Origin of the sequence: Mediterraneibacter sp. 210702-DFI.5.30 (genome assembly GCF_020560115.1) — a bacterium.
GTDB lineage: Bacteria > Bacillota > Clostridia > Lachnospirales > Lachnospiraceae > Mediterraneibacter > Mediterraneibacter faecis.
The window spans coordinates 64,400-86,313 of the sequence record NZ_JAJCME010000010.1 but is presented as its reverse complement, the minus strand read 5'-3'; the positions used below and the strand labels follow the sequence as shown (position 1 = coordinate 86,313).

General features: G+C 39.8%; 16 protein-coding genes and 1 pseudogene. 5 read left to right on the top strand and 12 right to left on the bottom strand.

All coding sequences use genetic code 11. The features are described from left to right. Nucleotides 1-59: 59 nt before the first annotated feature. From LI126_RS11150 to LI126_RS11140, 3 genes are all read right to left on the bottom strand, one after another. A complete protein-coding gene (locus tag LI126_RS11150) occupies nucleotides 60-2,054 on the bottom strand; it encodes a glycoside hydrolase family 31 protein (protein WP_227165394.1) in 1,995 nt (664 codons plus the stop codon). Further along, complete coding sequence (locus LI126_RS11145; RefSeq protein WP_055145270.1) at nucleotides 2,051-3,739, bottom strand: glycoside hydrolase family 13 protein; 1,689 nt, start codon at nucleotides 3,737-3,739, stop codon at nucleotides 2,051-2,053. The genes LI126_RS11150 and LI126_RS11145 overlap by 4 nt, the downstream gene beginning before the upstream one ends. Before the next feature lie 200 nt (nucleotides 3,740-3,939). Next, nucleotides 3,940-4,947: a LacI family DNA-binding transcriptional regulator gene (locus tag LI126_RS11140; protein WP_227165393.1), complete on the bottom strand. Its 1,008-nt coding sequence runs from the start codon at nucleotides 4,945-4,947 to the stop codon at nucleotides 3,940-3,942. Nucleotides 4,948-5,229: 282 nt separating this feature from the next. Here LI126_RS11140 and LI126_RS11135 point away from each other — a divergent pair, with 282 nt between their 5' ends. Continuing rightward, a complete protein-coding gene (locus LI126_RS11135; RefSeq protein WP_020437183.1) occupies nucleotides 5,230-6,102 on the top strand; it encodes a YitT family protein in 873 nt (290 codons plus the stop codon). Nucleotides 6,103-6,226: 124 nt separating this feature from the next. On the opposite strand, the gene LI126_RS11130 is transcribed toward LI126_RS11135, so the two are convergent. The 3 genes and pseudogenes from LI126_RS11130 to LI126_RS11120 form a co-directional block, all read right to left on the bottom strand. Continuing rightward, complete coding sequence (locus tag LI126_RS11130; protein ID WP_055171303.1) at nucleotides 6,227-7,726, bottom strand: HD-GYP domain-containing protein; 1,500 nt, start codon at nucleotides 7,724-7,726, stop codon at nucleotides 6,227-6,229. Beyond that, nucleotides 7,719-9,911, bottom strand: a complete 2,193-nt coding sequence (locus LI126_RS11125; protein WP_227165392.1) for an ATP-binding protein — start codon at nucleotides 9,909-9,911, stop codon at nucleotides 7,719-7,721. Before LI126_RS11125 ends, LI126_RS11130 begins: the two co-directional genes overlap by 8 nt. Continuing rightward, a pseudogene (locus tag LI126_RS11120) lies at nucleotides 9,898-10,716 on the bottom strand (substrate-binding periplasmic protein). Before LI126_RS11120 ends, LI126_RS11125 begins: the two are co-directional and overlap by 14 nt. Before the next feature lie 426 nt (nucleotides 10,717-11,142). Here LI126_RS11120 and panD point away from each other — a divergent pair. The 3 genes from panD to LI126_RS11105 all read left to right on the top strand — a co-directional run bounded on the left by panD (nucleotide 11,143) and on the right by LI126_RS11105 (nucleotide 13,447). Then, the gene (gene panD / locus LI126_RS11115) at nucleotides 11,143-11,535 is read left to right on the top strand and encodes an aspartate 1-decarboxylase (protein WP_020437124.1); all 393 of its coding nucleotides are present in this window, start codon (nucleotides 11,143-11,145) and stop codon (nucleotides 11,533-11,535) included. A 94-nt stretch (nucleotides 11,536-11,629) separates the two neighbouring features. Beyond that, nucleotides 11,630-12,469 (top strand): pantoate--beta-alanine ligase, encoded by an 840-nt coding sequence (gene panC / locus LI126_RS11110; protein ID WP_227165391.1) that lies wholly within the window; start codon nucleotides 11,630-11,632, stop codon nucleotides 12,467-12,469. 3 nt (nucleotides 12,470-12,472) lie between these two features. Beyond that, entirely contained in the window at nucleotides 12,473-13,447 is a 975-nt protein-coding gene (locus LI126_RS11105) for a bile acid:sodium symporter family protein (RefSeq protein WP_227165390.1), read from the top strand. Nucleotides 13,448-13,505: 58 nt separating this feature from the next. Here the strand turns inward: LI126_RS11105 and LI126_RS11100 are convergent, their stop codons facing one another. The 6 genes from LI126_RS11100 to LI126_RS11075 form a co-directional block, all read right to left on the bottom strand. Beyond that, a complete protein-coding gene (locus tag LI126_RS11100; RefSeq protein ID WP_227165389.1) occupies nucleotides 13,506-15,563 on the bottom strand; it encodes a hypothetical protein in 2,058 nt (685 codons plus the stop codon). 420 nt (nucleotides 15,564-15,983) lie between these two features. After that, nucleotides 15,984-16,859 (bottom strand): DUF3881 family protein, encoded by an 876-nt coding sequence (locus LI126_RS11095; RefSeq protein WP_055171297.1) that lies wholly within the window; start codon nucleotides 16,857-16,859, stop codon nucleotides 15,984-15,986. A gap of 22 nt (nucleotides 16,860-16,881) precedes the next feature. Further along, nucleotides 16,882-18,171, bottom strand: coding sequence for a serine--tRNA ligase (serS, locus tag LI126_RS11090; protein ID WP_055145237.1), 1,290 nt, complete (start codon nucleotides 18,169-18,171; stop codon nucleotides 16,882-16,884). 39 nt (nucleotides 18,172-18,210) lie between these two features. Continuing rightward, complete coding sequence (locus tag LI126_RS11085; protein WP_020436475.1) at nucleotides 18,211-18,714, bottom strand: DUF4446 family protein; 504 nt, start codon at nucleotides 18,712-18,714, stop codon at nucleotides 18,211-18,213. 16 nt (nucleotides 18,715-18,730) lie between these two features. Further along, a complete protein-coding gene (locus LI126_RS11080; RefSeq protein WP_020436476.1) occupies nucleotides 18,731-19,651 on the bottom strand; it encodes a ParB/RepB/Spo0J family partition protein in 921 nt (306 codons plus the stop codon). A gap of 2 nt (nucleotides 19,652-19,653) precedes the next feature. Continuing rightward, nucleotides 19,654-20,424 carry a ParA family protein gene (locus tag LI126_RS11075; RefSeq protein ID WP_020436477.1) on the bottom strand — a complete coding sequence of 257 codons (771 nt, stop codon included), beginning with the start codon at nucleotides 20,422-20,424 and terminating at the stop codon, nucleotides 19,654-19,656. A gap of 390 nt (nucleotides 20,425-20,814) precedes the next feature. Between LI126_RS11075 and LI126_RS11070 the strand changes: the two genes are divergently transcribed. After that, nucleotides 20,815-21,792 (top strand): alpha/beta fold hydrolase, encoded by a 978-nt coding sequence (locus tag LI126_RS11070; RefSeq protein ID WP_055157921.1) that lies wholly within the window; start codon nucleotides 20,815-20,817, stop codon nucleotides 21,790-21,792. The last annotated feature ends 122 nt before the right edge of the window (nucleotides 21,793-21,914 follow it).

Genomic DNA, 21,914 nt, shown 5'->3' with positions numbered 1-21,914 from the left:
CTGTTTCCGATACAAGCAATGGAAATTAACATTGGCTATTTTTTCTTTACACTTAAAAGTTAATTTGTGAATACCCGATAATTCTCTTCCTTATCGTAATCCTTGTGGATTCCATCATCCTCGTACATCGTATAACTGCTGTTTTTATATCCGATAAGCTGCAGATGTTCGGTATCAATATCTTTCACACACTCTGCCACTTCTGCAACCGGGATGCATTTACCACTTCGAATGAAGAGCGGTACTTCATTTAGTGCCACATCTACATAATGAATACCCTTTGCGAGAACCTCTTCAGAAATGCTTCCGTCCGGCAGGAACTTGATAAATTTCATTTCTTCCGGCAGATAAACATAACGGCCTCTTGCGTTCTGCTCGTAGACCGGAGCGATCATGATCTCGTTTCCAAGCATCAGCTGATCCTCTATCCTGATTGCTCTCTTGTCATCCGGATAAACAAACCCAAGTGGTTTGAAATACATGTCATCATTCAGCACAGCTTTCATGTACTCACTGTACAGATACGGCACAAGACGATATCTTGTATTAATGACAGCGCGGAAATCCTCGATTTTTTCAAATTGATAACATTCCTGCTCTCTTGTTCCCGTTGCTGAATGATTACGCATCAGTGGTGTGAATACACCAAGTGCAAGAAAGCGAAGCAACAGTTCTCTTGTCGTATCACTGCCAAATCCTCCAAGGTCAGCACCTGTATACAGGAAACCGCACATATTCAGAGACGGCAGCATCTTCAGGTTAAGAAGGATATGCGACCACCAGGATTTATTATCGCCTGTCCAGATTCCGCCATAACGGTGCATTCCGATATAAGAAGATCTGGAAAACATCAGAAAACGTTTTTCCGGGTCAATGCGTTCAAAAGCTTCTCCTGCTGCTCTTGTCATATTGTAGCCAAAAAGATTATGTACTTTGTCATGACGGATCTTTTTGCCATCGACATTGTGATAAAATCTTTTGTAATCTTCCGGATTATTTGCAATACTGAGCATCTTGTCCTGCATTTCCCAGGGATGGGGCTTGCCTTCGGTGGTATCCTTTGCAAACTCTCCGGCAAGTTCTCTTGCCTCTGCAAGGCCTTCGGAAGAATAAAAGATCGCAGGCTCGTTCATATCATTCCAGAAACCTTCTATTCCCTGTTCGATCAGAAAACGATATTTGTCCCCGAACCATTTTCTGGCTTCCGGATTCAGCATATCCGGAAAATGGGTATCTCCCGGCCATACAGCTGCAACAAAATCACTTCCGTCTTCTCTCTTGCAAAAATAGTTGTTTTTGACACCTTCCTCGTAAATCTCATATCCCGGCTCAACCTTGACACCGGCATCAATGATCGGAATCAGGCGAATATCCTGGTCATCCATTTCCTGCACAAATTCTGGAAAATCCGGGAAATTTTCTTCATTCACTGTGAAATCTTTGAACGACTGCATATAATCAATATCCATGTAAATCATATCGATTGGGATATGATTCTCCCGATATCCTTTTGCGACAGTACGGAAATCTTCTTTCGTCGTATACCCCCAGCGGCTCTGTCCGAAACCAAAAGCAAACTTTGGCGGAATATAACTGCGTCCAATTACGTGACGGAACTGTTTTACGATATCATAAGCATTCTCACCTTCAAGCACATAGATATCCAGATTGGCATTTTCGCAGGATACCCTGAGTGTATCCTCTCTGTCATATCCGATATCAAAGGTCAGTTTCGACGGATAGTCAAAAAACAATCCAAATGTAGTCTTTCCACTCACGATGATAAAGTTGTGTGCTCCGTACAAAGAACGCTTGTCCTCTGTATGTACCGGATCATCTGTGCAATTACTGATATAACAATACCCTCTCTTGTTGATTCCACGATTGGCTTCACCCAGACCATAGACAATGTCATCTTCATCCATGATATAATTAAAAACAAATCCTTCCTCCTGACTGACCTCTCCATATGGGAGAACGCCCTCAGTTGTTTCAATTTTTTCAGTCAGTGCCTCCGTATTAAACGGAGTTCCATATCTATATTTTCTAATCATTTCTCTGTCACCTGATGTTTATAATATAATACGAATGCTTCATATGGGTTCAGAATAATTTTTCCGTCGAATTCTTTTCTTCCAAGGTTTGTGATCAGACACTCTGCGCCTTTGAATTCTTCCGGCACTTCTACTTCTGCATTCTTGTCACTGAAGTTGCAGACAGTCAGAAGTTTTTCCTGATCCTGTTTTCTTGTGTAAGCAAAAATTTGATCATCTTCACGATAAAGCGGTTCAAATTCGCCATAAACAATAATGTCTTTCTCTTTACGCAATCGGATCAGTTTCTGATAGTAGTGGAAAACAGAATCCGGATCTTCAAGCTGCTGTGCTGCATTGATCTTCTTGTAGTTCGGATTCACTTTGATCCACGGCTCGCCCTCTGTGAATCCAGCCTGTTTACTGTCGTCCCACTGCATCGGAGTTCTCGCATTGTCACGGCTTCTCAGCATCAGACATTTCATCATGTGTTCCGGAGTCATAAGACCTGATTCCGTAAACTCTTCAAAGTAGTTAATACTTTCAATATCACGGTAATCTTCCAGTTTGTCAAAATAAACATTTGTCATACCAAGCTCTTCCCCCTGGTATACATATGGCGTTCCCTGCATCATGTGAATACAGGTAGCCAGCATTTTTGCGGATGTTTCTCTGTATACCGGATTGTCATTTCCAAAACGGCTGACGCTTCTCGGTTGATCATGATTACCTAAAAACAAACTGTTCCATGCTTTACCCTGGAGTTTCTCCTGCCATTTGATCATGATGTTTTTAAACTCTTTAAAATCATATTTTTGAGTTGTCCACTTTCCATAATCTCCGCATCCACTCTCCACATGCTCAAATTGGAATACCATATTCAGTTCATTTCTGTCTTCACCCGCATATTTCTGTGCTTCTTCAATTGTAACTCCAGCTGTTTCACCAACTGTCATGATATCATATTTTGAAAGGACTTCATGATTCATTTCCTGAAGAAATTCATGGACTCTTGGACCATGTACGCTATATGGCCCAAAATCGCCATAAAGTCCGTTATTCATTTCTCCATCCGGGAATCTCTGATCTTTGGAAATCATACTGATAACATCCATACGGAAACCATCAATTCCTTTTTCACACCAGAATTTCATCATATCGTAAACTTCCTGGCGTACTTTTTCATTTTCCCAATTGAGATCCGGCTGTTTTTTTGAAAACAGATGCAGATAATACATCTGTGTCTGCGGATCATATTCCCATGCAGAACCGCCGAATGCTCCTCCCCAGTTATTAGGTTCTTTTCCGTTTACCGGGTCTTTCCAGATATAATAATCACGATATGGATTATCTTTTGACTTGCGGCTTTCAATAAACCAGTTATGTTCATCCGATGTATGATTGACTACAAGATCCATCAGAATCCTGATGGATCTTTTGTGTGCTTCACACAACAATTCTTCATAATCCTCCATAGTTCCATATTCTTCATAAATTCTACGGTAATCAGAAATATCGTAACCATTATCGTCCTGAGGTGATTCCAGCATCGGAGAAATCCATAACACATTTACCCCAAGTTCTTTAAGGTAATCGAGTTTCTGTATGATTCCTCTGATATCTCCCACGCCATCACCGTTACTGTCTTTAAAACTCTTAGGATATATCTGATATACTACACTTTCTTTCCACCATTTTTTCTCCATGCCAAGTCTCCTCATTTCTAATTATTTGACCGCCCCTGCAACCACACCATTCATTATACTCACCTCATCCTTGCAGTATCAAGAGGTTTCTCGCGAAACTACAAAAGGTAACAAAGTTTATTTCCTGCTTTTATACAGTTTATACAAAGAAAAACAGGTCATTGCACCTGCTCGCCTATATATGCAAAAAAAGGATCCTGTCATTCTTTGACAGAATCCCTCTTTACCAGATAGACTGGGTTTTTTATATTCAATTCGTTCAGCATCTCTCCCTGAATCAATTTCATCAGACGTTCCAACGCCACATGTGCTTTTTGTGGAATATCCTGATGAACGGTTGTCAGTTTCGGTCGAATCATGCTCGCGTAAACACTGTCATCATATCCTGTAACAGAAATCTGCTCCGGAACCATGATTCCTTCGTCAAAAAAGAAATTTATTGCTTCTATCGCATTATAATCTGAAGAAAAGGCCAGCGCTTTTGCTTCAAGAAAGCGTGGAAGAAGTTCTCTGTATTTCCTGAGACGAAGATTTCTTTTACCCGGGATAACTATATATCTGGAACGACTGCAGAATCCCCCTTGTTTTTCCATCGCCTGTTTGAATCCCATCCACCGATAGTAATCGCTGTCCTGCTCTGTTTCTGCAACAAACAATGCTTTCTTATATCCACAGGAATACAGGTATTCTCCAATCTGATAACCTCCTGAATAATCATCTATGCCAACATTCTGGAATGTATAAGCACCCTTCGGATAAGCATCGATCAGAATCATTTTCTTATTTAATCTGTGTGAAAGGTTATGATACTGCTCTTCATTGTATCCAAGGATAATCAATCCCTCTACATTCCATTTTGAAGCAATATCCACTACATTCTGAATACTTTCACCACCGATAAGCATAACATAATATCCGTTTTCTTCCATTTCCATCTGAATCGTTCCGATCAGTTCTCCCACGAATGGATCCTGAAGTGACTGCATACCATGAGCGTAAGTAAATCCGAGTACTACACCTATGATTCTGGAACCACGTCCGGAAAGCATCATGGACCCCATATTCGGAACATAGTTCTGTTCTTTAAGAATAGCCGTGATTGTATCGATCGTTTTCTGGGAAACTCTTTTCGTATTGCCATTTATAACATTGGATACCGTGGTGCGGCTAACGCCTGCCATATCTGCAATATCCTGAAGCCGAATCATAAAACCTTCCTCCTGTATTCTTATTTCCTTACAATACTTTTTCCTGCTTATTTGTACTCAGATACTTTCGTTTCTGCAAAAGTCATTTTCGCTTATATCAAATTTATAATATCATAGGCAGTTATGTTTGTCACATAAAGGTTTGCAATTTCAAACTGCAAGACCGCTGTAATTGCGACTGATAAAATTAACCATTGTCTCCATGAATATATTAGAGATATAATATAAATACTGGTATCTGATTTTTCTGAATACTAAGTATCTAAAAATGGGGAATGATAAATGAACAAACAAGAGAAACAGATTTTCACATCAGACAATTTGAAAGAAACAGCCATCATGACGATAGCAGTGGGCATTATCGCCGCGGCCGTATATTTCTTTTTGATTCCGAGTATGACCTCGATCAGCAGTATATCCGCACTGGCAATTGTTATGTCGCATTATATACCGTTGCATGTATCAACGATCACAATGATATTGAACGTTGTCCTACTGCTGATAGGCTTTGTGACATGCGGAAAGGAGTTCGGAGCAAAGACGGTTTACACCAGCATCCTACTGCCGGTGTATCTTGCAGTATTTGAACACATATTTCCGGATTTTACCTCGCTGACAAACAGCAGTGAACTGGATGTAATATGCTATATCCTGGTCGTAAGTATCGGCCTCAGTATTTTATTTAACATGAATGCATCTTCTGGCGGACTGGATATCGTAGCGAAGATCATGAATAAATATCTGCACATAGAATTGGGAAAAGCAATGTCCATCTCGGGCATGTGTGTGGCACTTTCTTCCGCTCTGATCTATGACAAAAAAGCTGTAGTTTTAAGTGTGCTTGGAACTTATTTTAATGGTATTGTGCTGGATCATTTTATCTTTGGCCAGAATCTGAAAAGACGTGTATGTATTATTACAAAATACGAAGAAGAAGTCCGTCAGTTTATTTTACATGAACTGCATAGCGGAGCAACATTCTACGAGGCGACAGGCGCATACAATATGCAGAAACACAGAGAAATTATTACAATTGTAGACAAGAGTGAATATCAGAAACTGATGAATTATATTATCAAGAAGGATCCGGAAGCATTCGTGACAGTGTATACAGTATCTGATATGAGATACCGTCCAAAGGTAAGATCCTTTTAGGCGGGAAGAAGCTCTACAAAACACTTTACGCAGCTGCTTGAATATCTGAACAGAAAAGAGTCGCAGCCTGTTCCATCAGGGAATAACTGTGACTCTTTTTATTTTGTCTTCCATTTTTGTGGCATTACTTCACAATATCCAGCTGCCCGACAATTCCGATATATCCATCTGTTTTTATTGATGACCATAATGTGTGCAGTTTCAGATCACACATCTGCCTTTCACCTCTTACTTTTAACATTACTTTCATTGAAACTTCTTTGTTTTTACTTGATACTGAATCCAGCGAATCTTTTACGCGCTGAATATCCTCTTCGCTTATATCATATGCTCCATATAAATCAAATTCCAGATTATCTCTCTGATATTCTTTCTGCGATTCTCCGTCTGTTAAAACCAGCTTTCCTGAAATCGCATTATACTCTATTGAAATCTTACCGCTATTTTCCTTAAAGAACTTTATCTTTTCCTGCATAATCTCAATAACACGCTGGGAATAATCCTTGCGTGGCAATGCATTTTGCCTCAGTATTTCTTCTGAGATCTTCTGCGCTTCATAATACTCTCTGTTGTCATCCTTTTCTTTCTTAAATGTTCTGGACAACTGAGGACTGATCTCTTTCAGGCATTCCAGAAGAAGCGGATTAAACTGTCCGCACTGACCTTCCTGGATCATCTGGATTGCCGTATCATGATCATATGCATTCTTATAGCACCGTACACTTGTAAGCGCATCATACACATCAGCAATTGACACGATCTGCGCAGAGATTGGTATTTCTTCCCCTTTTAGTCCATCCGGATATCCTCTTCCGTCCCATCGTTCATGGTGCCACCGGCAGATTTCCCATGCAGTGCGTACCAGTGGCTTGTCCTGTGGAAAATCCATATTCCGGATCATAGACGCTCCAATCTCACTGTGGCTTTTCATGATCTTGAATTCTTCATCTGTCAGTCTGCCTGGTTTATTGAGGATTTCTTCCGGAATGCTGACCTTTCCAATGTCATGAAGGGAAGATGCTGTTATAATCAGAGCAATATCCGCTTCTGTCAGATGATACGCATCTGTTTTCCTGATCAATTCTCTCAACAGCATCTCCGTTGCGATACGGATGTGTAATATATGTTCGCTGCTTTCACTGTTATGAGAACCTAATACATTGCTCAGGATTCCAATCATAATCGTGTTGTTTTCTTCTTTCTCATAGACCTGATCTACAACCACATTGATCAGTCGTTTCTGGTTTGCATAAAGTCCCAATGTATTCTGGACTCTTTTCTTTACGATAACTGCATCAAACGGTCGGCTGATATAGTCTGTGATCCCCAGATCATACGCTTTTCGCATAATTTCGACTGATTCTTCTGATGAAATCATGACAACCGGGACTTCATCAATCCACTGGAACTCCCTCATATGTTCCAACACCTGGAATCCATTCATCTGCGGCATATTGATATCCAGAAGCATCAGGTCGATCTCTGGATGCACTTCCAGAATCTGGATTGCCTGAGTTCCATTTTCAGCTTCCAGATAATCATAACTGCTGCCAAGAATCTCCTTTAATATATCTCTGTTAAGTTCTGAATCATCTACAATAAGTAGTTTTTGTTTCTCACTCATCCTTTATCCTCACGATTTTTATTTTTCCTGCTAATTCAGCAATAATCTTCACTAATAGTTTCATATCGATCGGTTTTGAGACATGCTCATTCATTCCCGCTTCTTTTGACTTTATCCGGTCCTCAACAAAGGCGTTCGCAGTCATTGCGATGATCGGAATTTTCTTTGCATCACTTCTGTCCATTGAACGGATTATCTTTGTTGCCTCATATCCGTTCATAACCGGCATCATGACATCCATGAGGATTGCGTCGAATTCACCGGAAGCACTTTTCTCAAAAGCTTCCACTGCCTCCTGACCGTTCCATGCCTTTACCACAGAAGCTCCTTCGCTTTGAATGACGAATTCTGCAATCTCCATGTTCAGTTCATTGTCTTCTACGAGCAGAATGTTTAATCCTCTGATGGAAGCCGTTACTTCCTCCTGCTTCTCTTCGTCTCTTGCTACATCTTCATTTATTTTAAATGGAATTGTGATCACAAAAGTAGTACCTACGCCCTGCTCACTTATAAAGGTGATTGTTCCACCCATTTTTTCCACAAGACTCTTTGTGATCGGCATTCCCAGACCGGTACCGCCAAACTTGGATGCTCCGCCTTTCTGCTCCTGCGCAAATGGCTCAAACAGATGTTTTTGGAATTCCTCACTCATACCAATTCCCGTATCCTGGCACTTAAACTCCAAAGTTACAATTTTGTCCTGTTCAGAAGAAATCTCCCTGCTGCTCAAATAAATCTTTCCATAATCTTTATTGTACTTTACGGCATTACTCAGGATATTCATCAGAAGACGCTTCAGATGGATTGGGCTGCCTATAAGATCTTTATGAATGATCTCTGGTGTTTTGTATTCCACCTTGATTTCTCTTTCATCAGCCATTTTTCCAACTACATCCACCACTTCTGAAATAACTTTATAAATATCAAATGGTTTCTCTTCCAGATAAATTTCTCCTGACTCCAGTTTGCTCATATCAAGAACTTCATTGACCAGTTCCTGGAGAATATTGGAAGCCTCACGGATTTTCCCTCTGCATTCAGTCTGTCTCGACAGATCGTCACGATAATAATCGCCCACATCAAGCATTCCACAGATTCCATTGATCGGTGTCCGGATATCATGGCTCATCCTCTGCAGGAATTCTGTCTTCGCCCGGTTCGCCGCATCAGCCTTTTCCGCTGCTTCCAAAAGACTCTTTTGATACTTCTGTTCTTTTTCCTTTTCTATTTTGAGAATGTTTTTCTGTGATTTTCTGTAAATCATCCAGATTAGTGCTACAACAATCAGATAAATGAACAGGCACATGTTCACATTTTGCAGAAGTGTCTGAAATATGATCGAATCCGGAACGTAAGCATAGATGTAATGGTCACTCTGCTTCAGCATAACACCGTGACACCGGACTCCATTGATCGTTAAGCCCATCATATGCTTACTGTCTGCATGATCTTTTAACTTCTGGATTGCTTCATAGTCTGTTGTGCTTTGTCCGATCAGCCCGGTATTGTTTGAAGCAATGATCACGCCTTCATCTGCTACGATAATTGTCCCATCCCGGTCCTTCCGATAGCCATTCAACAAACTTTGTATCGTAAGTGTATAATTCATTGCATACTCTGCGGAAGTATAATAGTAAGTCACTACAACTCCCGGTGCATCCTTTCTTGTGCAGGCAGCCATATCAATATAAGCCCCGTCATTATGATTGATTCTCTTGGCATACACTTTTTCATCGTAAATTGCTGTATCCAGTACGATTTCTTTCTCTGCACATTCTTTTATTTCCGGCAATAAACTTTCGTTCGTACTGTATTCACATACTATATTTCCATCTATATCCAGAATTGCTATTCCCGTCAGCCATAACTGCTCTGCACTTTCTTTCAACAACTGATTATCCAGTGTTTTTTCATTTTCTATTTCTGCGGCTATATTTTTGCTGACCTGCCGGGTTCCCTCAATGGCACGAAGCAGACTTTTGGATTCTGATGATTCATTATAATGTGTATATGTGGAACATTGTACTTTTACATAATTTACCGTGTCTAAAAGATCAGCCTCTTTCTTTTCTTTGTCTGCATTGCTGAAAAAACATACAGACAGCACGACAAGACATATCCCAACAGCTATACTGATGATCCAGAATTTCTTTTCTGTTGGGACAGATTTTTTATTCTTCTTCAAGCTGGTCCACCTCCAGATATTTTTCTGGGTCATCAAGATATTTTCCTATGATTTTTTCAGAAGTTCCGTCCTCTCTCATTTCATCCAGAGTCTGCTCCAGTTTCTCCGGCAGATCCCGAGTTTCATTTTTTGAGAAAGCGACTCCGATTCCAACTGTCATAAGTGGTTCATCCAGAATTCGGAATTTCGCATCATAATCTTTCATATACTGTATAACCGATTCCTCATGTGCACCTATTGCATCTGCATATCCCTTTCCGAGGAATGTATAGATCAGTTCCCTGTGTTACAGGCTAATCAGATTACCAAGCTTTGGAATCCTGCTGTCTGTTCTTTTCAGAAAAATTCCTTCCGGTTTTGTTGTAGATTGTACGGCAAGTGTCTTTCCTTCCAGATCACTCAGGGTATAGATATCACTGTTCTCATTGACTGCAACCACCTGGTTACTGACCATATACGGACCGGCCCATTTATAATCATCCAATCGTCCTTTCATGGAGAAGCAGCCCATAATACAATCAATATCACCGTTCTCTACCAGCTCTTGCTTCTTCTCCCAGTCAATATTGACAATTTCCACGTCATAACCCATTCGTCCAAATGCTTCCGTTGCCAGTTCAACATCGATTCCTGTTGGTACACCATCTTCATTCAGATAATTATACGGGGGATAACTGTCGCTTCCAAGCTTTATAACCGAGCGTTCCGCTGTGTCAGATGTTCGATCTGTTTTTCCACATCCGGAAAGACACATTACCAGGCAAGTCAGAAAAAGACCTGCATTTATCACTTTCTTTATTGTCATATACTTTTTTCCTTTTGAAATCAAAAATGCAAACATTTTACACCTGTTTTATGAAATTTTGCTTGGCTCTGAACAGTTGCAAAATATGATTCTATTATATCTTGATATTATTCTGTACACAAGAAAAACCTGTTACTGTTCACACGATGTGCGACCAACAACGCATATTGCGCAACCATATTGACATTCCTTTCACAGGGTGTCATAATACTTGCGGAGATAGTATTTGGAATACTACAAAACTATACTCTGACTGAATCACAACAATTTCATATTGAACAGTTACCCCGCCGGAAATGGCGGAAAGCGAGCTTATATTTATTTAAGACATAAAATAAGACTCAGGGAATACGAAGAATAGCAAAAGCATTTGCAGGGACCAGTATGCCTTGACGAATGCTTTTTTTGTAAGGAGACCAATAAGAAATGACAGTTGAGATGTTAAAAGGAAAGATTCATCGTGCTACAGTAGTACAGGCCGAACTTGACTATGTTGGAAGTATTACTGTTGATGAAGACCTGCTGGAAGCGGCAGGAATTATGGAATATGAGAAAGTTCAGATCGTGGACGTAAATAACGGAAGCCGATTTGAAACTTATACGATCTGCGGCAAGCGCGGAAGCGGAATGATCTGCTTAAATGGTGCTGCGGCAAGATGCGTAAGTACTGGTGACAAGATTATTATCATGTGTTATGCACATTATGATTCTGAAGAAGCCAAAGAACATAAACCACAGGTTGTTTTTGTAGATGATGAGAATAAGATCAGCCGTGTTACAAACTATGAGAAACACGGATTGCTGAAAGATATGGCATAACTGCAAAAGTGATTGTAACCTATAAATGAAAATGAAATTTGTTGAATTCAGAACAAGAGGCTATCTCCTAATTTAGTTTTAAAAGGAGAACACCATGCAGGTAACAAAAACAGTAAAGGAAACAAGAGATTTAATTAAAAACTGGAAAAGAGAAGGAAAAACAATCGGTCTAGTACCGACAATGGGATTCCTGCACGAAGGACACGCAAGTCTGATCAAGAGATGTCGCGAAGAAAATGACATCGTTGTTGTATCTGATTTTGTAAACCCGACACAGTTTGGACCGACAGAAGATCTGGAAGCATATCCGAGAGATTTCAAACGTGACAGCGAACTCTGCGAGAGCCTTGGAGCTGATGTCATCTTTCATCCGGAACCGGAGGATATGTACCATGATCCACATGCCTTTGTAAGTATTGATACTTTATCAGATACACTGTGTGGTAAGACAAGACCAATCCATTTTAAAGGTGTATGCACCGTTGTTTCTAAGTTATTTAACATTATAACACCGGACAGGGCATATTTCGGTCAGAAAGATGCACAACAGCTGGCAATCATCCGCAAAATGGTACAGGATCTGAATTTTGATATCCAGATCGTAGGATGCCCTATCATCCGTGAGGAAGACGGACTTGCGAAATCATCCAGAAATACATATTTAAGTGAAGTAGAAAGAAAAGCCGCACTTTGTCTTTCAAGAGCTGTAAAAGCCGGTCAGAATATGATCTGCAAGGGAAGCAAAGCTGAAGAAGTATTAACAAAGATGCGCGAGATTATCGAAGCTGAACCTCTGGCAAAGATTGATTATGTATCTATGGTAGATGCACTGGATATGCAACCGGTAGAAATCGTAGAAAAAGACGTTCTGGTCGCCATGGCAGTTTACATCGGAAAAACCAGACTGATCGACAACTTTAGCTACGAGGTATAACATATGGAAAATGTGATGAAAAAAGTAGGAAAAGCCAGTTCTTTTCTTACAAAATATATTGGAATTATTATCATCTGCTTCTCTATGATCGCATTTTTCTGGCGCGATGGATTCGCGTGGACAACCAATTATACATCCATCTTTTTAGGTGTTGCCATGTTTGGCATGGGGCTTACAATCAAGATGAACGATTTTAAGAGAGTTTTTTCAAGACCCAAAGAAATCGTGATCGGATTTGTTGCACAATATACGATCATGCCTGTTGTGGCATGGGGATTATGCCAGCTGATGCATCTTCCGACAGATCTTGCACTCGGCGTTATTCTGGTCGGATGTTGTCCTGGGGGAACAGCAAGTAATGTGATCACATATATTGCCGGAGGTGATGTGGCACTCTCTGTTGGAATGACGATCACTTCCACGCTTGCGGCCCCACTGATGACACCGTTATTAGTGTATCTGCTTGCCGGTGCCTGGGTAGAAGTATCTTTCCTTGCAATGGTAATTTCTGTTGTAAAGGTTGTACTGATTCCGGTCCTTCTTGGTATTTTGATCAACTGGATCTTTGGAAAGCAGATTCAGAAAATATCAGAAGTACTTCCACTGATTTCTGTTGTATCCATCGTAATGATCATCAGTGGAATCGTATCTGTCAATGCAGAAAAAATCTTAAGCTGTGGTCTGATCGTACTTGGAGTTGTGGCACTTCACAATCTCTGCGGAATGGGCATCGGGCTTGGCGCAGCAAAACTTTTACATATCGAATATGATAAAGCTACTGCGATTGCAATTGAAGTCGGAATGCAGAACAGCGGCCTTGCGATTTCTCTTGCAACAGCTAATTTTGCAGCCAATCCGCTGGCAACGCTTCCGGGAGCGATCTTCAGTGTATGGCATAATATATCAGGCTCTTTATTCGCCGGGATCCGCCGTGGCGGAACTGGTACGAAAGAAGCTTGCCTGGAAGTAACTGAATAGATAAAAGAAAAGCAAACGAGGATAGGAAACTACTTTCTCCATCCCCGTTTGCTTTTCTTTAATTTCCTAATACTACTGCTATCTTAATCTCTTTCTCTGTATCGCTAAGATCCAATGATCCTCCATCTTCTACTGTAACATGTACTTCATACAAGGTATCTTCCGACAACTTCTCTGGTGTCTTTCCATCTTCTGTCTGAATCTTCCACAGATCTTCCGGAACCTCTGTCAGCTTACCGTCTTTTCCATAAGCATACAGCTTAAAGTCATCCGTTTTGCCTGCAAGCCCCTTCATTCGTATCGCCACAGTCGTACTCGGATGTACATTTTCTACCGTTATCGTATTCAGCCATCCTGCGACATTGCCCTTACCTCCGTCTTCCGTAAATTCTTCCTGCGTTAATATATTTCGCATTGCCTTGTCCAAATCTACTTTTCGGTAAGGCATTTCCGGAAGATATACGAACCGATCCTGCAGTCTGAGGAGTTCAAGATATCCGGTTGGACAGTATAATGCATTTCCACTGCTTCCTGCATACATACCGATTGCCATATTGTTATATCCTGGTTTGTCTGACACGTCCATTGAAAATACAGTCTCACCGGTCTCAAAATCTATCATAATAAACTGCCACATGCCACTGTCCAGGTCCTGAACATAACCGTAAATGTATCCTGTAGCGGTTGAAAGCTTCATCATCGATGTATCCCGGATATCATCTCTGCACCAGATACTCTTCATTTCATATCCGTCATCTGTCTTGATCGTGTCAACACGCTCAACTCCCGGCATGACCATTTTATTTCCTTTCTGCAGCCAGTTTACATCATAGATATTTTCATATGTCTGTACAGATGAATCGTTATCTGCGTCCGCAAGCTTCGCACTTCCTGCTCCAAACCAGTTACATACGATTGTGCTGACTGTACCTTCACTGTTATCATATACGATTGCTGAATTTTCTACGGATACCTGCATTTCTTCCGGCAGCTCATCAATAACAGGTGTGCTTGCAACCTTTTCACCGGTCTTCATATCTAATGCCAGTAGATTCACCGGATTCTGATTATCTGTAAACATGACCAGATTGCTAGTTAGTGACGGCGAACATCCACTTCCCCACGCCAGACCTCCTCCGGTCGTTTCATCACCTTCTTTGCTGTCTTTTGCCCCTGCACTTTCATACGGAGTACACCATTCTACCTGTACACCGTTATCTGCTTTCAGCAGATAGCAGTTCTGATTTGTTAAAATGACCGCACCCTCTTTCGAAGAAGCTATTCCATTTTCTGCCCCTTCTCCAGGAGTTAATTCATATACAAATGTAGATGCTGTCAGATCAACCTCTTCTCCATTCAGAATTGCGTTGATCGCATCTCTGGAAATGTATCCCATCGCACCTTGCTGCTGACGTTCCGGATAGATTCTGAATCCGCCGGTTGCAAACCAGAGATTCCCCTCATAGTCAAACACTACGGATAATAAATTCTGATCCAATGTCTTTCCGGTAATTGCCTCTGCCGCTGCTTTAATATCAATATCCAGCACTTTTTCAAATTCCGGCAGCACATTTCCTTCCTCGTCTGTTGCTTTCAACATAAGTACATGATTGTTGCTTGTCGGACACACCAGACGATTATTTTCATCAACAAAGGAATAGGAACTTTGTATCACATATCCTCCACCGTCATGCTGTTTTGGTGAGAAATATCCTATCGTCTGTGTTTCTTCTGCATTGATATCACGAATTGCAAGTCCTCCCAACAACGGAACAACTGAATGTCCATAATTGTCAAAAAATACCGCCGGAGATGCATTCGGATTCACCTTTTCATAAGAAACATTAATTTCTGGGTAAATACCAACAGGCAATACCTCATCTGTTGAATCTGAATTATAACAATCATGGTGGATATTCGCATCATTTTTTGCCATATAAGGATTCTCATCGATTGCCTTTTGGGTAAGCGGTTTTATTGTTACTCCTGAGCTCACGCTTTCTGTTTTTGTCTGTTCCTGTTTCACCTCATCTGTCTTTGGTTCATTCGCTGAACAGCCTGATGTCATTGCAACTGCTGATATAATAAATGCTAAAAGAATTGCTCGCTTTTTCATATTATTCGTCCTCCTTTTTCTCGTAATCTGTAACTGTTCAGAGCCAAGCAGAATTTCATAAAACAAGTGTAAAATGCTTGCATTTTTAAGACTGTTTTTGAAATTTTATTTGGCGGATACGCCACACCGACGAAATGCGTAGCATTTTGAAGGTTGGCTCTGAACAGTTATGTTTTTATTATAAAAAAACATCTCTTATTTTCAATTCTTTTGGCACGAATCATGCTAAAATGGCACGAATTGTAAAAGACACCATCTCCTGACTGAATTACTTTCAGCCAGAGATGGTGTCTTTGTTATCCACATTCTTCTGTTAAATGAAATCTTTTTTCCACATTTATTTAATGTTTTTCACATTCCGGATGTGGATTTCCCATTACTTTTCACACTGCGTGCGCTCAACAACAATTTCTCTTCACTTTAAAAATTAATATATCCCTGCAGCCAGATCGTGCCTTTGAACCGTCTTCCGATCTCCGGCTCTCCCATCACGGAATCTGCCGGAACGCAGACATCAAATGTCAGTTCATTTACATTCAGACGCATCTGATACAGTCTCACACCTGTCATTCTGTTGATCCGCTCTCTCACTGCCAGGATTTCTCCCATGATCGAATACATATCACATTCTGCTCCAAACGGCATGAAATATGTGTCCACAATGGAAAATACATCCTCATTCGCCAATCTCTTTGACACCTTGGAATAGAGATCCATATCGTCAAATGTCAGCGTCTCGATTGCTGCCTGGTCGCCCTTGCGGGCTGCGTTCATCAATTCTCTTCTTGTATCTGACGCACGCTTTTCATTTAAAATCTGCTGCTCATTTTTATTAACCGGAAGCAGGATCATTCCACCTTGTGCCAATCCTGAAAATGTCACTGAGGTCTGCACATCTTTTGCAAGACCAGCCTGTTTCTCCCGCATATATTCCACACCATTCTGCAGTGTGAAGATCAGACTGATTCCAATTTTAGAATCTTCACAAAGACCAACATACTGTTCTTTCTCAATCTTTCTCTGCACATCGATTTCTGCATACGTTGTAACTCCGCTTCCTTCAAAATACGGGAAATAATATGCAGCTTCAAAATGTTCCTCATCATCAAGTTCTCCGCAGAGTGTGATCCCTACATCCTGACCGAACTCTTTCTGAAATTCGCAGAAATCTTCGCCCGGTCTGTAGGATACAATTGTCTGATGTGTGAAATTCTCTTCTACTTCTTTTAAGAGCTTTTTCAGATCTTTTCTTGTTTGAATATTTTCAAATCCAATTGCTTTTAAATACTGATGCATATTTTATTTGCTTTATATTTCTTTATTTGTTCTTTGGTGTAATTTCTTTGTTTCCACCCATGTATGGCTGAAGAACTTCCGGAATTCTTACAGAACCATCTGCCTGAAGATTGTTCTCAAGGAACGCGATCAGCATTCTCGGTGGAGCAACAACTGTGTTGTTTAATGTATGAGCGAAGTAGCTTCCGTTCTCTCCTTTGATACGGATACCAAGTCTTCTTGCCTGGGCATCTCCTAAGTTAGAGCAGCTTCCTACCTCGAAGTATTTCTGCTGTCTTGGTGACCATGCTTCTACGTCAACAGATTTTACTTTCAGATCTGCAAGATCTCCGGAGCAGCACTCAAGTGTACGTACCGGAATATCCATAGAACGGAAAAGGTCTACTGTATTCTTCCACAGTTTGTCATACCATTCTTTGCTTTCTTCCGGTTCGCAGACAACGATCATTTCCTGTTTCTCGAACTGGTGGATTCTGTAAACTCCACGCTCCTCAATTCCGTGAGCACCTTTTTCTTTTCTGAAGCAAGGTGAATAACTTGTCAGAGTCTGTGGAACCTGATCTTTCTCCAATGTCTGTCCAATGAATTTACCAATCATGGAATGTTCACTTGTTCCGATCAGATAAAGGTCTTCTCCTTCAATCTTGTACATCATGGCATCCATCTCAGCAAAGCTCATAACACCTGTTACAACGTTGCTTCTGATCATGAAAGGTGGTACACAGTATGTGAATCCTCTGTTGATCATGAAATCTCTTGCATAAGAGATAACTGCTGAGTGAAGTCTTGCGATATCTCCCATCAGATAATAAAATCCATTACCTGCTACTCTTCTTGCAGCATCGAGATCGATTCCATTGAAAGATTCCATAATGTCTGTGTGATATGGAACTTCGAAATCCGGAACAACCGGCTCGCCAAATCTTTCTACCTCTACGTTCTCACTGTCATCTTTACCGATCGGTACGGAAGGATCAATGATGTTCGGGATGATCATCATATTCTTTTTCAGTTTCTCTTCTACTTCTTTCTCTTCCTCTGAAAGTTCATTGATACGTCCATTGCTCTCTGCAACTTTCTTCTTCAGTGCTTCTGCTTCTTCAATCTTCTTCTGAGCCATCATTGCTCCGATTTCCTTAGAAGCTTTGTTTTTCTCTGCGCGAAGTGCTTCTACTTCCTGTTTGATTTCTCTGTTTCTCTTATCCAGTTCAATTACTTCATCAACAAGTGGAAGCTTCTCATCCTGAAATTTATTTTTGATGTTCTGTTTTACTACATCCGGATTATTTCTTACAAATTTGATGTCTAACATGTTTATTTACCCTTTCCTGTCTAATTTCTTTTTTACTATTTATTTTTCTTGAAAAATAGCTTTCTCAAGACTTTCTCTTTCTTCCTCTGCCAGCTGAATTGTACTCTCACCTTTTACAATATCTTTCACATATGCATAACAGCCCTGCCGGCTATGCATTATATTTAAGATCCATCCAGTATTGTTTTCATCTAACATTGTAATTGCAAAACTTAATTCGCCTCCCATTTCATGGAATGCATCATATTTTACGATTCCGACTTTCTGGTAATGCGTTTTCATTTTATTATAAAGTTCTGCAATCTCCTCACGGTTTTCTTCTACCTGATCTACGACTTCGTCGATCTTGTCAAACCGTTCAAAAATGGATTCCTCCAGTGATTTCCCATTCTTTCCCTTCATAAAGGTATTGAATACTTTTTCCAGGTGTTTATACTTATCATACACTAACACAAGTACGACAAGCAAGGCTACCTGCAAAATAAGTAAAATAAGAAATGCGTAGAATGGATCAATTCCCAGATTGCCAAATACTCCAGTCACTTCTACCATCTCCTTTTTAATTATGCTGGATTGTCATGAGCAACTCATAGATTCTTTCCAGATCATCCGGTGAGTAATACTCAATCTCAATCTTTCCTTTTCCATTTGCTTTCGCATGAACACTTACTTTTGTACCGATCAGACTCTTCATCTGCTCTTCAAGATTTGTGTATACAAACTGATTTTCTACTTCCGGCTTTTTTTCTTCCTTTTTCGGATTCTTCAGAGCCTTCACCAGTTTCTCTGTCTCGCGAACACTAAGCTTCTCATCAAAGATTTTGTTGGCAAGCATGTACTGCTGCTCTTCATCCTCGATTGCCAGAAGAGCTCTTGCATGGCCTGTACTGATCATATCGTCAATGATCATCTGCTGAACTCTGTCATTCAGTTTTAATAATCTCATTGAGTTCGTAACCGCAGTTCTGCTCTTTGACACTCGTTCAGCAACTTCATCCTGTTTCAAGTTAAATTCTTTCAACAGTCTCTTATAAGCCATTGCTTCTTCAATCGGATTCAGATTTTCTCTCTGAATATTCTCAATCAAAGAAATCTCAACAATTTCCTGCTCTGTAAATTCTTTTACGATAATTGGCACTTCTTTCAATCCTGCCAGCTTTGCCGCGCGCCATCTTCTCTCACCGGCAATAATTTCATAATAGTCCTTCTTCTTCTGAACAAGAATCGGCTGCAATACACCAAACTGCTTAATTGAATCTGCAAGTTCCATCAATGCATCTTCATCAAAATCTTTCCGTGGCTGTTCTCGATTTGGTTCAACTTTATTTATCTTCACCATGATCGGTCCTGCCTCTAAAATTTCTTCTTTCGGAGCTGCCTTTTTCTCGTCCGCTTTTACAGAAGGTTTTGCGCTTTTAACGTTTTTGTTTGGGATTAGACTATCCAATCCTTTTCCAAGTCCGCTCTTCTTCACAGGCATACTTATTCTCCTTTATTAATCACTTCTTCTGCTAAAAGCATGTAACTCTCTGTTCCTTTGGATTTTGGATCATACAGATTGATTGGAAGTCCATAACTTGGTGCTTCAGCCAGTCGGACATTTCTCGGAATAATTGTCTTATAAATATTTTGGTTTAGGTTATCTTTTACATTTTCCACTACCTGTAATGATAAATTTGTTCTTGCATCGTACATTGTAAATACGACACCTTCCATTTCAAGTTTCGGATTCAGTCTATCCTGAACAAGTTCAATCGTATGCATCAATTGACTTAATCCTTCCAGCGCATAATACTCACACTGAATTGGAACAATCACCGAGTCAGAAGTAGTCATTGCATTAATTGTAAGCATGCTCAATGCCGGAGGGCAGTCAATAATTATAAAGTCATAATTATCTTTTATCTTTTCAACTTCATCTCGTAAAATATATTCCTTATTGTCAACGCCAATCAGTTCAATCTCAGCGGCTGATAAATCAATACTTGACGGAAGCACATCTACACTCAGGTTTTCTATTGGTTCCTTGCAAATACACTCCTCAATTTTACACTTACCAATAATAAGTTCATAAATTGTCTTTTCAACCTCATTCTTATCAACGCCCAATCCACTGGACATATTTCCCTGAGGATCCATATCTATAGCAAGCACTTTTTTTCCCGAACTAGCTAAAGAGGCCGATAAGTTGATTGCTGTTGTAGTCTTACCAACTCCACCTTTCTGATTCGCAATTGCTATCACTCTACCCATTATTTTTACTCCTTTCTCTCGGACATTCATTATTATATCACCTTTCTTTTCATTAATCTAGAACTAATCAAATGTTTCACGTGAAACATCTTCCTTTTCATTTTTCTCATTTTCTAAAATGTTTCACGTGAAACATTGTGTTTTCTCAGTTATTTCTAGTACTGCATTTTGTAAATAACTGTATTATACGCGCAGGGTGCGGATTTGATTGTGCGGATCAAAAATGTTTCACGTGAAACATTTTTAGAGATAATCCACTATCTTCTATAATTAAACATTAAGATTTTTTCGCTTTATTTGAATTTAAGAATGTAGTATAATAAAGTAAGAGTTTCTTTTAATTCAGGCTCTTACTTTTATATAAAACAAACCACTATTATAATAAGGAAGGTGAATAATTTGAGTATTAAGAAAAAACTAACTTTTTTTACTACTTTAGCAGGAGTTTCTCTCGGTGCAATGCATATTGCCAACCGTGTATTAGAATATATCTCAACTGCTGATAAATTAATCAATTCTGATGAATATGAATACTATAACTGGAGATTTGGCAAAATCGCATATAAGAAAACTGGTGAAGGATCACCTTTACTTTTAGTGCATAATCTCAATGTATGTTCTTCTTCCTATGAATGGAGAAACAATATAGAGGAACTTGCCAAGTCCCATACTGTATATACAATTGATCTTTTAGGCTGCGGTTGTTCTGATCGTCCGGGATTAACATATACCAATTATCTGTATGTAGAATTAATCACGAACTTTATCAAACATATTATCGGAGAAAAAACTGATGTAATTGTTTCTGGTGAATCCTGTCCATTTGTACTAATGGCCTGTGCAAACGATGAAACAATTATAAATAAAGTTATTATGATAAATCCGCCGAATCTGGTAGACCTGGCAAAGATTCCTACAAAACGTAGTAAATTCATAAAGAATATCCTGTATTCTCCTATTCTGGGTACATTTATCTATAATATGTATGTAAATAAGAAGACAATTGCTCATGCCCTCTGCTCTTCTTATTATACTCAGAATGAAATTAGTGAAAAAGATATTCTCACCTACTTTGAAGCAGCACACAAAGAACATACAAATTCCAAATATCTTTTCGCCTGTCAAAAGACGAGATATACGAATGCAAATGTTCTTCACTGTCTGAATAAATTAAATAACAGCATCTCCATTATTGTAGGAAATAGTAATCCTGAAAATTCTTTGGCAGCCAGTGAATATCAGAACTATCTTCCTTCGATTGAAATTGCAGGAATGGCCAAAACCAAACAACTTCCTCATATTGAAAAATGTGACGAATTCATTGAAAATGTAGAAATTTTCTTGTCAGACGCTGAAGAATGTGAATAGAATATCGCATAAATTAGAAATTTTACTCGTATCATATTTTTTCTAAAAACTAGAGTTATCCACATTTTCCACATGAGATATCCACACGGAGTGAATATCTCATGTGGAAAATGTGGATAACT

Coding starts and splice junctions, on each gene's coding strand:
- panD (WP_020437124.1), top strand. CDS start 11,143: ATGACAGTTGAGATGTTAAAAGGAAAGATTCATCGTGCTACAGTAGTA.
- LI126_RS11105 (WP_227165390.1), top strand. CDS start 12,473: ATGGAAAATGTGATGAAAAAAGTAGGAAAAGCCAGTTCTTTTCTTACA.
- panC (WP_227165391.1), top strand. CDS start 11,630: ATGCAGGTAACAAAAACAGTAAAGGAAACAAGAGATTTAATTAAAAAC.
- LI126_RS11130 (WP_055171303.1), bottom strand. CDS start 7,726: ATGAGTGAGAAACAAAAACTACTTATTGTAGATGATTCAGAACTTAAC.
- LI126_RS11145 (WP_055145270.1), bottom strand. CDS start 3,739: ATGGAGAAAAAATGGTGGAAAGAAAGTGTAGTATATCAGATATATCCT.
- LI126_RS11075 (WP_020436477.1), bottom strand. CDS start 20,424: ATGGGTAGAGTGATAGCAATTGCGAATCAGAAAGGTGGAGTTGGTAAG.
- LI126_RS11100 (WP_227165389.1), bottom strand. CDS start 15,563: ATGAAAAAGCGAGCAATTCTTTTAGCATTTATTATATCAGCAGTTGCA.
- LI126_RS11095 (WP_055171297.1), bottom strand. CDS start 16,859: ATGCATCAGTATTTAAAAGCAATTGGATTTGAAAATATTCAAACAAGA.
- LI126_RS11140 (WP_227165393.1), bottom strand. CDS start 4,947: ATGATTCGGCTTCAGGATATTGCAGATATGGCAGGCGTTAGCCGCACC.
- serS (WP_055145237.1), bottom strand. CDS start 18,171: ATGTTAGACATCAAATTTGTAAGAAATAATCCGGATGTAGTAAAACAG.
- LI126_RS11080 (WP_020436476.1), bottom strand. CDS start 19,651: ATGCCTGTGAAGAAGAGCGGACTTGGAAAAGGATTGGATAGTCTAATC.
- LI126_RS11150 (WP_227165394.1), bottom strand. CDS start 2,054: ATGATTAGAAAATATAGATATGGAACTCCGTTTAATACGGAGGCACTG.
- LI126_RS11135 (WP_020437183.1), top strand. CDS start 5,230: ATGAACAAACAAGAGAAACAGATTTTCACATCAGACAATTTGAAAGAA.